Consider the following 13,411-nt stretch of genomic DNA (forward strand, 5'->3'; position numbering starts at 1 on the left):
TTAGCTTACCGGCTAATGATATGCCTCGCCATTTGTGCCCGATGTTATTTATCTGAAAAATCATTCATCTGCATACATGTACTATGCTTAATGAATTGATATTTAGCATGGGATAGACATGGGATTTTTAGGTTGGACAGCGGCGGTCGGAGGACTGCTATTGATTATGTCGCTCGCATCCGGGTGGATTTCCCGCGGTCCGGTGACAACGTTCGGTTTATATCTGGCTGCGGGGATCGTTTGTGGTCCCTGGGTTCTGAATTTATTGCATATCGATCTGGTGGCGTATTCCACGCTCACCGCGCATTTCACTGAAATCGCCATGGCGGCGTCATTATTTATTACCGGACTGAAACTCCGCTTGCCTTTTCGCGCACAAAGCTGGCGTGTTGGTGTGTTACTCGCTTTTCCTGCCATGTTACTCACCGTCCTGTGCGTCGCCGCTATTGCTCATTACATTACCGGTATTTCCTGGCCGCTGGCCCTTGCATTGGGTGCCATTATCGCGCCGACGGATCCGGTGCTGGCCAGCATGATTGCCGTGAATGATGCCAATGATGACGACGGGCTGCGGGTTGCGCTTTCCAGCGAGGCAGGGATGAACGATGGTTCGGCGCTGCCTGTGCTGATGCTGGCGCTGATGCTGTTCACGGCGCAGGACGGATTATCTTCACACGAATGGTGGCACTGGGCATGGCGCGATGTGGTCTGGGCGTTGCTCGGCGGGTTGGCAATTGGTTTTGCGATGGGGAAACTGGTCGGGCTCAGTGCGACGCGTTTTCACAGCCGTCAGCGTACGGTTGCACCGAGTGATTTTCTGGCGCTGTCGCTGATAGCGCTCAGCTATGCGGCCGCGCAATCTCTCGATGCTTCCGGTTTCCTTGCGGCATTTGCCGCCGGTGTCGGGCTTCGCAGCGCGGAAGTACGCGTCGTTTCCCTGCATCCGCCGGAAGATCTGAGTGAGGGGTCGCGTCCGCCACCCGCTGAAGTCATGGTCAATCCTCACCAGCGTCACTCGATGCAAGCGGAAATGCCGCGCAATTCGATCGGACTGATGGTGGGTGATGCACTGTCGTTCGGCGATACCATTGAGCGGATTTTTGCTGCGGGAATTGTCATGGTGCTTGGAATCACGCTGGCAGAACACTGGGAACCGACGGGACTGCTGATCGCCGCGCTGCTGTTTATTGTCATCCGTCCTCTGGCTGTTTATATCACGACAATCGGCGTACATGTACCGAAGGGGAGACGGCTGATGCTCGGCTGGTTTGGCATTCGCGGTATCGGCAGTATGAATTATATCGCTTATGCCTGGACGCACGGACTGCACGGTGCGGACGCCAACTATATGACCAACATTGCGTTCACGGTGATTGTCGCCAGCGTGGTTATCCACGGCATAACGGTATCACCGGTGTTGCACTGGCGGCAGGCGAGGCAGGAGGCGGCGCAGGAAGAACGGGAGGCACGGGAAAAAAGGCAGCAGGAAGATGCATAAAAAAACGGACGCTCAGGGCGTCCGTTTTTGTCTCTGGCGTTGCGGTCAGGCAATCTGTTTTTTACTGAGGCTGAACATAAATAACACCGCGGCACACAGCACGACAGAAGGGCCGGCAGGTGTATCATAGAATGCCGAGAACGTCAGGCCGCCGGTCACGGCAACAATGCCCGTTATCACCGCCACATACGCCATTTGTTCCGGCGTTTTAGCGAAGCGCCGCGCGGTCGCGGCGGGAATAATCAGCAATGAGGTGATGATCAGCGCACCGACGAATTTCATCGCCAGACCGATGGTCAGCGCCGTTACCAGCATCAGGATGATGCGCGAACGTTGCAGGTTTACGCCATCGACATGCGCCAGTTCCGGACTGATGGTCATGGAAAGCAGCGCCCGCCATTGCCAGCACAGCACTGCAATCACCACCGTTACGCCAACGCCAATCATCCAGATGTCGCTGTATGTCACCGACAACAAATCACCGAACAAATATGCCATCAGATCCACACGCACGCCGGACATCAGGCTGACGACCACCAGCCCGAGTGACAGTGCGCTGTGCGCCATAATCCCGAGCAGGGTATCGACAGCCAGGTGCGGTTTACGTTCGAGCAATACCAGCAATACGGCCAGCAATAAAGTGACGGCGATAACGGTATAAAAAGGATTAATATTAAGCAGTAAACCAAAGGCTACGCCGAGGAGTGACGCATGAGCCAGCGTATCGCCGAAATAGGACATACGACGCCAGACGACGAACGAGCCCAGCGGGCCGGCGGCAATTGCCAGTAAAACACCTGCCAGCCAGCCAGGTAATAACAGCGCGATCATGCGTCACGACCTCCGGTGTTGCGCAAAATTATCTTTCCCTTTAAATCATGACGATGGTTATGGTTATGTCGGTAAATAGCCAGCTGTTCTGCGCCACGATTACCGAACATCGCAATAAATTCAGGGTGCGCAGAGACCACTTCCGGCGAGCCGGAACAGCAGATGTGCTGGTTCAGGCACAACACTTCATCCGTTTTCGCCATCACCAGATGCAAATCATGCGAAACCATCAGCACGGCGCAACCCAATTCGCAGCGCAGGCTGTCGATCAGGTTGTACAGCGCCAGCTGTCCGTTGACGTCAACGCCCTGAGTCGGCTCATCGAGTACCAATAACTGCGGGCTGTTCATTAACGCACGCGCCAGCAGAACACGCTGGTTTTCGCCGCCGGAGAGTTTCTGCATCGGTTGATCCAGCAGATGCGCTGCCTGTACGCGTTTCAGGGCGGGCAAAATATCGCTTTTTTTCACACCGGGCTTCAGTCGCATAAAACGGCTGACGGTCAGCGGCATGGTGGGATCGAGATGAATTTTCTGCGGAACATAGCCGATACGTAAACCGGGTTCGCAGGTCATCTTGCCTTCTGTTGGCGCAATCAGGCCAAGCACAACGCGCACTAATGTGGACTTTCCCGCGCCATTCGGGCCGAGAAGGGTCAGAATTTTCCCCGGTTGCAGACTTAACGAGATGTTGGACAACACCCGTCGTGCACCGAAAGTCACTGAAATATTTTGGAGCGTAGCTAATGTGGACATGTCATAGGGTCTTGCAGAACAAATCGGATGTTATAATATTGCGTTTCGCTAAAAATAACCAGTTTTCCCCCAACCCGAAGATGAGTTCACTCAGCATGATACAGAAAAAAAGCGTTAAACGGATGTTTCTGGCCGCCGCAATATTAAGTTCAGGTGCGGTTTTCAGCACGCAGGCCGCTGTTCTGGCTTCCGTACGCCCGCTGGGTTTTATCGCATCCGCTATTGCCGACGGCGTCATGCCGACGCAAGTGTTGCTGCCGGACGGGGCGTCGCCTCATGATTTTGCATTACGCCCTTCCGATATTCAGCGTATGCGCAGCGCCGATCTGGTGGTATGGGTGGGGCCGGAAATGGAAGCGTTTATGACCAAGTCAGCAGCGCAACTGCCACCAATCCGTCAGGTCGCCATCGCGACGTTACCGGCAGTGAAACCATTGCTGATGAAAGGCAGTGATGACGATGAACATGACGAGGCTCATGAGCATGAGCATGAGCATGAGGCGGATGAACACCGCCATGGCGAATATAATATGCACGTCTGGTTGTCACCGGCAATCGCCCGCGAAGCCGCCATTGAGATCCACAACAAGCTCGCAGAGCTGGTTCCGCAGAAAAAGCAACAATTAGATGTAAATTTGGCACGTTTTGAAGACGGGCTGACAAAAACTGACAAAAATATTGGTACTATGCTGCAGCCTGTGCAGGGTAAGGGATATTTTGTTTTTCACGACGCTTATGGCTACTTTGAAAAACACTTCGGCCTTTCGCCACGTGGTCACTTTACGATCAACCCCGAAATTCAACCTGGTGCACAGCGATTACATCTCATTCGAACACAGTTGGTTGAGCAAAAAGCGACCTGCGTTTTTGCTGAGCCACAATTCAGGCCAGCCGTCATAACGGCTGTTGCCCAGGGAACAAAAGTGCGTATGGGCACATTGGATCCCTTGGGGAGCAGCATTGCACTCGGTGCGGACAGCTACGTGAACTTTTTGTCACAGCTGGCGAACCAGTACCTGAGCTGCCTGAAGTAAGCTAAAAGGACAGAATTTAAGTGCAGCTGATAGCCCGATCTATCGCTCTGGCGTATAGCAACCTTCCGCGGCCCCATCGCATTATGCTGGGGTCACTTACCGTCGTCACACTGGCTGTGGCCGTATGGAAACCGTTAGCCTATCACCCGGACAATGACCTTTCCGATACCAAACCGCTGGTTAAAAATATCACCCTTGATAACCAGCAATTACGTTCACTGCTTCCTGAAGCCAGCGAGCCTATCGACCAGTCTCCCCCCGCCGATGATGACATTCCGCAAGATGATCTTGACGATAAAACAGTCAATGAAGCCGGCGTACATGAATATGTGGTTTCTACCGGCGATACGCTGAGTAGCATTCTGAATCAGTACGGCATTGATATGTCAGAAATCGCTGCACTTTCAGATGCCAACCGTGATTTACGTAATCTGAAAATCGGTCAGCAAATTTCGTGGACGCTCAATGATGCCGGTGATTTGCAACGCCTGACATGGGAAAAATCACGTCGCGAAACTTACACCTTTGACCGTTCGGGCAACACGTTTAAATCCTCTCTGGAAACCCTGAAAGGGGAATGGAAAGATTCAGTATTGAAAGGGACGCTGAACGGCAGTTTTGTCACCAGCGCCAAAGCCGCAGGGCTGAGCAGCGCTGAAGTCAGTGCTGTTATTAAAGCACTGCAGTGGCAACTTGATTTCCGTAAATTGAAGAAAGGCGACGACTTTGCGGTGCTGATGTCCCACGAAGTACTGGACGGTAAGAATGAGCAAAGTGAATTGCAGGCCGTGCATATGCGTACCGGCGGCAAAGACTATTACGCTGTCCGGGCTGAAGACGGCAAATTTTATGACCGCACCGGCAGCGGGCTGGCGAAGGGCTTCCTGCGTTTCCCGACCGGTAAACAATACCGCGTTTCTTCTAATTTCAACCCGCGTCGTCTGAACCCGGTGACCGGGCGCATAGCACCGCACCGTGGCGTCGATTTCGCCGTACCTGTCGGTACGCCGGTGCTGGCGGTGGGCGATGGTGAAGTGGTCGTTGCCAAGAATGGCGGCGCTGCGGGTAACTATGTTGCCATCCGTCACGGTCGTCAGTACATGACCCGTTATATGCATTTGCGTAAGCTGTTGGTGAAACCCGGTCAGAAAGTGAAACGGGGCGATCGCATCGCACTGTCCGGCAATACCGGCCGTTCAACCGGCCCGCATTTGCATTTTGAAATGTGGATTAACCAGCTGGCTGTGAATCCGCTGACGGCAAAACTGCCGAGAACGGAAGGGCTGACAGGTAAAGATCGCAGTACTTATCTGGCCACTGTTCGTGAGGTTGTTCCTCAACTGAAGCTTGACTGATCTCTTCGCGCTTAATTTTCCAAGGCAGTGATTTATTGCAAAATAAATCACTGCACTTATCATTAAGGCAGAATTTGTCATAAGAGCCTGAGCATGCAGCCAGAAAAAGAAAAACGATCGACTATTGAATTTATTCCGCAATTTCAGAAAACCTTCTATCATCCGCGCTACTGGGGCGTCTGGCTGGGCGTCGGAGCGATGGCCGGAATGGCATATCTGCCGGCGAAGGTTCGCGACCCTATTTTAGGCAGCCTTGGCCGTCTGGCCGGAAAATTTGCGAAAGGCGCACGTCGTCGTGCGCAAATTAATCTGCTGTATTGTCTGCCCGAAACACCTGAAGCTGAACGTGAACATATCATCGATGAGATGTTTGCCACCGCTCCGCAATCTATGGTGATGATGGCTGAACTGGCCCTCCGTGATCCTAAAAAAATCATGCAGCGTGTTCACTGGCACGGCAAAGAAATTGTCGACCAGATGCATGCCGAAGGTAAAAATGTGATTTTTCTGGTGCCACACGGATGGGCTGTGGATATCCCGGCGATGCTGATGGCCGCTGACGGACAGCCGATGGCCGCTATGTTCCATAATCAGAAAAACCCGCTGACCGATTATCTGTGGAATACCGTTCGCCGTCGTTTTGGTGGTCGAATGCATGCGCGTAATGACGGCATCAAGCCGTTCATCAGTTCAGTGCGTCAGGGGTACTGGGGTTACTATCTGCCGGATCAGGATCACGGCGCTGAGCACAGTGAGTTCGTCGATTTCTTTGCCACCTACAAGGCGACATTGCCTGCGGTCGGACGTCTGATGAAAGTGTGCCGTGCGTCGATCATCCCGCTGTTCCCTGTCTATAACGGCCACGAACAAAGGCTGGATATTTATGTGCGCCCGCCGATGGATGATCTGGCCACTGCCGATGACAATCGTATCGCACGGCGGATGAACGAGGAGGTGGAAGTGCTGGTCGGACCGAATCCGGAACAGTACACCTGGATCCTCAAGCTGCTTAAAACCCGAAAGCCGGGTGAACCTGAGCCTTATTCGCGCAAAGAACTTTATCCCAAAAAGTAACCGTTAAAAATTTGAAAGGCTGAGGCTCACACCTCAGCTTTTTTGTATGTTTTTTTCAGGGATACGCCTGAGGAACGCGGCAATCAGCAATACGCCGGTCGCGCCGGAAATCATACCCGTCAGCATAAACATGCCGCTGCCGAGTACGAAATACAACTGCTTTGCCACTTCGATGCCCGCCGCAAATACCACAATTGTGATCAGCCCCAGCGTCGCCGCAACGGTGCCTTTGCCGGTCGGGCTGGAAAACAGTGTCAGACGGTAAAGCCCGGCATTTACCAGCCCTGAGCCCAGCGCATACAGGCTGAGCCCGCCAATTATCCAGCCCCAGGCGTGCACCATAAACAGCGCGGCACCGGCGCTGACCGCCAGACCGAGCACTATTGGGGCAATGCCTATCCAGACGGGCGTGCGGATATTCACTTTCCCACTGATTTTGCTGAGTGTGATATTACCGATAATCAGCCCGGCGAATACCGGCACCTGTAACCATCCGTACTGTAGCGGCGTCATACCGGCATCCTGAATCAGTAATACCGGTGACTGCGCCACCCACGCCAGCAGCGGAAGGGTGATCAGCCCGATGGACAGCGACCCGAAAATCACGCCGGTATTGCTGAACACTTCGCGGTAATCGGTCAGTAAGCGGCGTATTGAAAATCTTTCCCCGCGTCCGGTGGCAGTTTCCGGCATGCTGCGCCACAGACCCCAGAATGAAAATGCAGAGACCAGCGAGAACAACACAAACATGGCTTTCCATGGCGCATAATGAATAAATACCGCGCCAGCCAGCGGCCCGAGCAGGGGGGCTATCAGCGTGATGTTAGCCATCAGCGCCATCAGTTTAACGCTCATTGTTTCACTGAATGCTTCCTGAATGGCGGCATAACCCACTGCACCGATAAAGCACAGACTCATGCCCTGTAAAAAGCGCATCAGAATGAATTGTTCAATGTTTTGGGTAAAAACTGTCAGCAGGCACGTGGCGGTGAAGAAGGCCACGCCTGCCAGCAGGACAGGTCTGCGTCCGAGCCTGTCGGAAAGCGGACCCAGCAGCCATTGCAGCAAAATACCGCCGCACAGATACGCGGTCAGTGAGGTGGAAACCCAGTCGGCACTGGCACTGAAATCACTGACCACCCGCAACATACCCGGCTGGATCATATCGTGGGCTATATAGGTGGCAAATTCGAATAACACCAGCGACAGCGGGAACAACCTCTGGCGAAAATTCAACCGCGAAGCGGGTTCGGAAACGGACGACATAACGTTAATACTCCAGGATTTCACATCAAAAAAGCGCGGCCTGTGAAAGCCGCGCTAAAATTCTGCAGATTAGAAAAAGGGGTTTCAGTAACGGTTGGCGTAGGCGGCAATCGGATTTTCCAGCGTGCCGGCGAACTTAAGATTCTGCGCCGGATCTGAAAGATTGATCATTTGCTGATTATTCGCCAGTTGCAGGCGGTTCAGACACGAGTGCGTAAACTCGGCACCGAACATATCATACCGGGCAAATTTCCCGGCCAGTTCCGGATACTGAGTCTGATAATCGCGGACCACTTCTGCCACCATCTGCCAGAACTGCCCGGCAGGATAATCGCCATGCTCTTCCAGAATGCGGGCAATAAACCGGAATACGCCGGCAAAGACGTCAGTGAAAATCGACAAAATTTTCAGATCATCAGGCACATCTACCGCCAGACGTTTGGCTTTTTCAGGCAGACAGGCATCCGGGTTCATCACCGCAATTTCCTCGGCGATATCCTTCATGAAGGCATTGACCGGGATATTGTTTTCGAAACGCAGAATCAGGTTTTCGCCATGCGGCATGAACACCAGATCGTACTGATAGAAACAGTGCAGCAGCGGGCTGAGATAGGCGTGCATGTAACGTTTAAGCCAGTCTCCGGTGGCCAGGCCGGATGATTTGATCATCTCGACAATCAGCGCATCGCCATGTTTGTCGGTATGCAGCAGGGCAGCCATGGTCATCAGGCGCTGGTTGGGTTGCAACAGGGCGACCGGATTTTCACGCCACAGCGCCGCAAACATTTTTTTGTATGCGCTGTCACCTTTTATGGCGTCTTCGAAATAGTGATTGTGATAACCGAGCGACGCCACTTCCTGCAAAATGCTGAAACCGGTGGATTGCAGATACGAATCGTTTTCCACCAGATCCGCCAGCCATTCATTGATGCCCGGCGTCGTCGCCATATAGTACGGCGAAAGCCCGCGCATAAAGCCCATATTCAGGATCGACAACGCTGTTTTAACGTAACGCCCTTGCGGACGGCTGGTATTGTAGAAGGTGCGGATTGACTGCTGCGCCAGATAGTTATCCTCACCTTCACCAAGATAAATCAGAAACTGACGGGCAATATCCGGTGCGAAAACGGTCAGTAATTTGTTCTGCCACTGCCACGGATGCACCGGCATGAAATAGTAATTTTTCGGATCGACACCTTTATCAATCAGCTTCTGCGTGAAAGCACAAATCTGCGCTTCGCCCAACTCTTCTGCGATCAGCTTTTCATAGGGCAAACCTTCGACACTGGCGAAATGTGCTTTGTCATGATGAACCGCAACCCAGACCAGTTGCAGTGGGCTGGCCGCTTCCGGTGCATAGCGAACATAATCACCGGCATCAAAACCGATACGGCCATTGTTAGCGATAAAGCCTGGATGGCCTTCAGTCATGCTGGTTTCGACAGTCTGGAAATCGGCTTCTGACAGTTGCTTTGCTGTCGTGTGATTATTCGCCAGTTTATAAGCGCTGCTGTAAAGCGTGCTGCTGATTTCTTCCAGATAAGTCGGCAGCATGGCTTGTGAGATACCAATATGTTCTGCGAATTCAATGATAAATTTAACGGCATCCAGGGGTTGCACGGTAAAATTATCCAGACGCTTAATGCTCTTGAGATCAATCATCCAGTCATTGAGTGGCAGCAAGCGTGCCCGGAAATGGTATTCAATTTCCGAGGCGGGAACCGTCAGCTGATAATCCGTCCAGGTGCCGGTTGTTTTTAATGCCTGAGGTGTGAGCAGACGTTCATGGGTTAGCTCGGACAGGCATTTACGCAGCAGCAGGGCATTCGCTTTCGCCCAGATTTCAGGTTGCAGGTGCTGCCCGGTTTGCAGATTAGCAGGGGTCATGGTGTGTTTTTCCTTCTGGCTGGCCTGAAAAAAATCTTCGCGCTGGCAAAATGCCAGCCATGCAGTTTTGTGTGTCAGTTGGATTTGTTTCTGATAGCGGAAACCGGCGCGTTTATTCAGCTTATGAATTTTTTCATTGCGAACATCCGGCTCGACTACCACGCGCCGGACATCGGGCTGGCTGAACAGGTACTCCATCACCGCTGAAAACACCTGCCAGCTGAAGCCAGTCACCGGCTTTTCAGCCGGTGACAACAGAATATGCATGCCCATATCACCGGGTTGTACAGCGTAATGCTCATGCAGCGGGTCATCCTCAACCGGATAGCATTCGATGAGAAATTGCGGCTGTCCGTCGATTTCGCCCATCAGCGCTGCCAGCGGTTTATCCTGAGTCAGGTCGCGATAGAAATTGCTGACTTCTGCAATGGTGCTGTTTTGCATCCCCCAGAAATGCGCGTAGGGCTGCGTCATCCAGCCATGTAAAACGGCGGCGTCTTTTTCCGGAGACAGCGGGCGTAAAGACAGTTTCCCTGCATCGCGCAGGCAGGAGAATACGGCGGTAGAAATGGCATCAGACATGAGTAAATCTCCGTTAGTTTGCGTCAGGGCTGCGGGTGCCAAAGGTCTGGAAAGCAATGGTTTTTTCCACCGGATACACTTCATGGCCGAGCATTTCGCGGATAATAGTGCTGTTGCGGTAGCACGCCATGCCCAGATCCGGTGTGACGAAACCGTGCGTATGAAGCTCGGCGTTTTGTACGAAAATCTGGTTGTGCGCATCGATGCTGTAATTGCGGTTGACGGCGTAACGACCGGCTTCATCCCACTGAATGCGGTTATAAATGCCCTCCACAAACTGCGGTGGCTGATAGCCGTACCCGGTCGCGAGGATCACTGATTCCGTGCGGTGCCGGTATTGCTGTTGCTGTTCGTGGTGGAACAAGGTCATTTCAAGTTCGCCGCTGCGGCTGCGGGTCAGCGCTGTCAGTTCCGAATGTGTGTACAAATCGACACTCAGCGGGCCGTCGAGGCGTTTGACGTACATCAGGTCATAAATATCGTTGATCAGACTGATGTTAATGCCCTTATACAGACATTTTTGTTCCCGATTGAGCTGATCGCGCTTGCTTACCGGCAGCGCGTGGAAATAGTCGATATATTCCGGTGAGGTCATTTCCAGCGTCAGTTTGCTGTATTCCAGCGGGTAGAAACGCGGTGCACGGGTTACCCACGTCAGATGATAATTGTGCGTGTCGATGTCGGAGAGCAGGTCATAGTAAATTTCTGCGGCGCTCTGGCCACTGCCGACTACGGTAATGGATTTTGAATTTTGTACCTGCTGTTTATTCGGTAAATAGGCCGAGGAGTGATGCACGTTTCTACCGGCATCCCGCGCACAGGCAGGCATCCACGCTGACGGCCCTGTGCCGAGAACCAGCCTTCGGGTACGGTAAATCTGTTTTTCGCCGCTTTTCGTCGAGCGCGCCTCTATCCGATAGCATTCCTGTGCCGCATCCCAGGTAACGCCCTCCACGCGCGTGGAGAATTGCAGGCTGGTCAGCTGGCTGCATGCCCACTGACAATACTGATTGAACTCTTTACGCATCATGAAGAAATCTTCACGGATGTAGAATGAGTAGAGTTTTCCCTTTAATTTAAGATAATTAAGAAAACTGTAAGGGCTGGTCGGATCGGCAAGCGTCACCAGATCGGCCATAAACGGGGTCTGTAAATGTGCGCTTTCCAGCATCATGCCGGTGTGCCAGTCGAAGCTGTCATTCTGGTCTAAAAACAGGCCGTTCAGCGCTTTCAGTGGTTCAGTCAGACAGGCCAGCCCGAGGTTAAACGGACCGATTCCTACGGCGATAAAATCATACATAGGGTCGTTTGGGTGGGTATTCATGGTGTGGCTCCTTTTACCGGTTTTTCGCGGCGCTCAGCGCACTGGCAGTGAGTTCTTTGCCGTAATGAGTAATCAGGCTAAGCACATCGGCAACGTCTTCCGTGGTGGTGGCTGGGTTGAGTAAGGTAAATTTCAGATACTGGCGCTGATGTACTTTGGTTCCGGCGATAACGGCGCTGCCGTCGCGGAAAATGGCCTTACGGATCCCGGCGTTGATGTCGTCAATCTGTTCATGCGTCATGGATAAACGCGGTACGAACCGAAACACCAGCGTGCTCAGCTCCGGCTTATGCAGCACTTCAATATTCGGATTCTCTTCCATCATCTGATGCGTTTGTGTCGCGCGGGCCAGCAGCACATCAAAGGATTCTCCTAATGCCTGCTGACCCATAATGCGCAACGTCAGCCACATTTTGAGGGCATCAAAACGTTTGGTGGTCTGGATACTTTTATTCACCAGATTCGGCGTGCCTTCCAGTTTCGCACTCAGCGGATTCAGATATTCGGCGTGATGTGTCACGTGCTCCAGATGACGGTGGTCATTAACCAGAAACGCGCTGCAGCTTACCGGCTGGAAGAAGGATTTGTGGTAATCCACGGTGACGGAATCGGCCAGATGGATGCCGTCAATCCGCTGACGATGCTGTGGCGAAACCAGCAAACCACAGCCGTATGCGGCATCTGCATGCATCCAGATTTTTTCCTGGCGGCAGATTTCAGCGATCTCATTCAGCGGGTCGATACTGCCAAAGTCAGTCGTACCGGCGGTTGCCACGACGGCAATCGGAATCAACCCTTCAGCGTGGCAGCGCTCAATTTCCTGACGGAGTGCGGCAATATCCATGCGAAAAGCGCTGTCGCAGGCGACCGGCACCACGGCGTCATAACCCAGGCCGAGCAGGGCAGCGGATTTTTGAATACTGAAGTGGCTGACCTGTGAACTGAAAATACGCCAGCGGTTGGCTTCCGGCGGCAGACCCTGATATTTGATGCTGTGCTGCGGTCGGGTGCGTTTGCAATGGCTGTCGCGCGCCAGCAGCATGGCCATCAGGTTGGACTGGGTCCCGCCGCTGGTGAAAATACCGTCTGACTGTGCGCCAAAACCGATACGGGCGAGTGTCCAGTCAATGACTTTTTGCTCGATGAGCGTGCCGCCTGCGCTCTGATCCCAGGTATCCACCGAGGAGTTGATGGCACTGATAAACAGCTCCGCCAGTTGGGAAGGTAAGACGGTCGGACAGTTGAGATGCGCCAGGTATTTCGGATGATGGAAATAGACCGCGTGCTGAAGATATAAATCATCCAGTTCTTCCAGCGCCAGCCGCGTTCCGTCCAGAGGTTTAGTCAGGTCAATATGGCGAAATTGCTCGGCTAATTCAGCCGGAGAAACACCGGAAAAGGGTTTCTCAGTATGGTTAATATGGGATTTAATTAATTCAACGCCTTGTTCAATCTGCGCCTGCCATTCAGGGGTATTGTGGTGGTTAAAAATATAACCCTTATTTTTGCTTATATTTGCCTGGGCTGGGGTGAGATTTTGGCTACCGGATTGCATTAATTCCCAGTTATTTATCTGGCTCATTCTGTATCCTTTGGGTTAGTCCTTTTCATCCTCAGCAGGCGTGGGGCGGCCGCCCGGATAAAGTCAGGATTTAGCAGTGAACGTAAGCATTAGCAGGCAGGGCTGATGGCCATGCCTGTAAAGTGTATGGTTAAATATTTTTTCTTATGAAAAATAATAAGTGTTATGTCTTGTTTGATTTCCTTAGTACGGATTTATGCAATGTTTTAACGATTGAGAATCA

10 protein-coding genes are annotated in these 13,411 nt (G+C 52.6%); 4 read left to right on the forward strand and 6 right to left on the reverse strand.

Features of this window, described 5'->3' with window-relative positions; translation table 11 throughout:
- Nucleotides 1-118: 118 nt before the first annotated feature.
- Nucleotides 119-1,498 (forward strand): sodium:proton antiporter, encoded by a 1,380-nt coding sequence (locus tag ETV65_RS00665; RefSeq protein ID WP_129951093.1) that lies wholly within the window; start codon nucleotides 119-121, stop codon nucleotides 1,496-1,498.
- A 45-nt stretch (nucleotides 1,499-1,543) separates the two neighbouring features.
- On the opposite strand, the gene znuB is transcribed toward ETV65_RS00665, so the two are convergent.
- Both znuB and znuC read right to left on the reverse strand, forming a co-directional pair.
- Nucleotides 1,544-2,329: a zinc ABC transporter permease subunit ZnuB gene (gene znuB, locus ETV65_RS00670; RefSeq protein WP_129951094.1), complete on the reverse strand. Its 786-nt coding sequence runs from the start codon at nucleotides 2,327-2,329 to the stop codon at nucleotides 1,544-1,546.
- A complete protein-coding gene (gene znuC, locus ETV65_RS00675) occupies nucleotides 2,326-3,084 on the reverse strand; it encodes a zinc ABC transporter ATP-binding protein ZnuC (protein WP_129951095.1) in 759 nt (252 codons plus the stop codon). Before znuC ends, znuB begins: the two co-directional genes overlap by 4 nt.
- Nucleotides 3,085-3,179: 95 nt before the next feature.
- Between znuC and znuA the strand changes: the two genes are divergently transcribed.
- The 3 genes from znuA (at nucleotide 3,180) to lpxM (ending at nucleotide 6,547) form a co-directional block, all read left to right on the forward strand.
- Entirely contained in the window at nucleotides 3,180-4,118 is a 939-nt protein-coding gene (gene znuA, locus ETV65_RS00680) for a zinc ABC transporter substrate-binding protein ZnuA (RefSeq protein ID WP_129951096.1), read from the forward strand.
- A gap of 20 nt (nucleotides 4,119-4,138) precedes the next feature.
- Complete coding sequence (gene mepM / locus ETV65_RS00685; protein WP_129951097.1) at nucleotides 4,139-5,473, forward strand: murein DD-endopeptidase MepM; 1,335 nt, start codon at nucleotides 4,139-4,141, stop codon at nucleotides 5,471-5,473.
- A gap of 93 nt (nucleotides 5,474-5,566) precedes the next feature.
- Complete coding sequence (gene lpxM, locus ETV65_RS00690; protein ID WP_129951098.1) at nucleotides 5,567-6,547, forward strand: lauroyl-Kdo(2)-lipid IV(A) myristoyltransferase; 981 nt, start codon at nucleotides 5,567-5,569, stop codon at nucleotides 6,545-6,547.
- A 33-nt stretch (nucleotides 6,548-6,580) separates the two neighbouring features.
- Here lpxM and ETV65_RS00695 read toward each other — a convergent pair whose 3' ends face one another.
- From ETV65_RS00695 to ETV65_RS00710, 4 genes are all read right to left on the reverse strand, one after another.
- Nucleotides 6,581-7,813, reverse strand: a complete 1,233-nt coding sequence (locus ETV65_RS00695) for an MFS transporter (protein WP_129951099.1) — start codon at nucleotides 7,811-7,813, stop codon at nucleotides 6,581-6,583.
- Nucleotides 7,814-7,897: 84 nt separating this feature from the next.
- Complete coding sequence (locus ETV65_RS00700) at nucleotides 7,898-10,282, reverse strand: GNAT family N-acetyltransferase (RefSeq protein ID WP_129951100.1); 2,385 nt, start codon at nucleotides 10,280-10,282, stop codon at nucleotides 7,898-7,900.
- 13 nt (nucleotides 10,283-10,295) lie between these two features.
- Nucleotides 10,296-11,606 (reverse strand): lysine N(6)-hydroxylase/L-ornithine N(5)-oxygenase family protein, encoded by a 1,311-nt coding sequence (locus tag ETV65_RS00705; protein ID WP_129951101.1) that lies wholly within the window; start codon nucleotides 11,604-11,606, stop codon nucleotides 10,296-10,298.
- A gap of 13 nt (nucleotides 11,607-11,619) precedes the next feature.
- A complete protein-coding gene (locus ETV65_RS00710) occupies nucleotides 11,620-13,188 on the reverse strand; it encodes an aspartate aminotransferase family protein (protein WP_129951102.1) in 1,569 nt (522 codons plus the stop codon).
- Nucleotides 13,189-13,411 lie beyond the last annotated feature (223 nt).

This window comes from Rahnella sp. RFA10(1/100) (genome assembly GCF_004195115.1).
Lineage (GTDB): Bacteria > Pseudomonadota > Gammaproteobacteria > Enterobacterales > Enterobacteriaceae > Rahnella > Rahnella perminowiae.

What these genes read in the sequence shown, in the direction of transcription:
- ETV65_RS00665 (WP_129951093.1), top strand. Translation starts at nt 119, where the DNA reads ATGGGATTTTTAGGTTGGACAGCGGCGGTCGGAGGACTGCTATTGATT.
- znuB (WP_129951094.1), bottom strand. Translation starts at nt 2,329, where the DNA reads ATGATCGCGCTGTTATTACCTGGCTGGCTGGCAGGTGTTTTACTGGCA.
- znuC (WP_129951095.1), bottom strand. Translation starts at nt 3,084, where the DNA reads ATGTCCACATTAGCTACGCTCCAAAATATTTCAGTGACTTTCGGTGCA.
- znuA (WP_129951096.1), top strand. Translation starts at nt 3,180, where the DNA reads ATGATACAGAAAAAAAGCGTTAAACGGATGTTTCTGGCCGCCGCAATA.
- lpxM (WP_129951098.1), top strand. Translation starts at nt 5,567, where the DNA reads ATGCAGCCAGAAAAAGAAAAACGATCGACTATTGAATTTATTCCGCAA.
- ETV65_RS00695 (WP_129951099.1), bottom strand. Translation starts at nt 7,813, where the DNA reads ATGTCGTCCGTTTCCGAACCCGCTTCGCGGTTGAATTTTCGCCAGAGG.
- ETV65_RS00700 (WP_129951100.1), bottom strand. Translation starts at nt 10,282, where the DNA reads ATGTCTGATGCCATTTCTACCGCCGTATTCTCCTGCCTGCGCGATGCA.
- ETV65_RS00705 (WP_129951101.1), bottom strand. Translation starts at nt 11,606, where the DNA reads ATGAATACCCACCCAAACGACCCTATGTATGATTTTATCGCCGTAGGA.
- ETV65_RS00710 (WP_129951102.1), bottom strand. Translation starts at nt 13,188, where the DNA reads ATGAGCCAGATAAATAACTGGGAATTAATGCAATCCGGTAGCCAAAAT.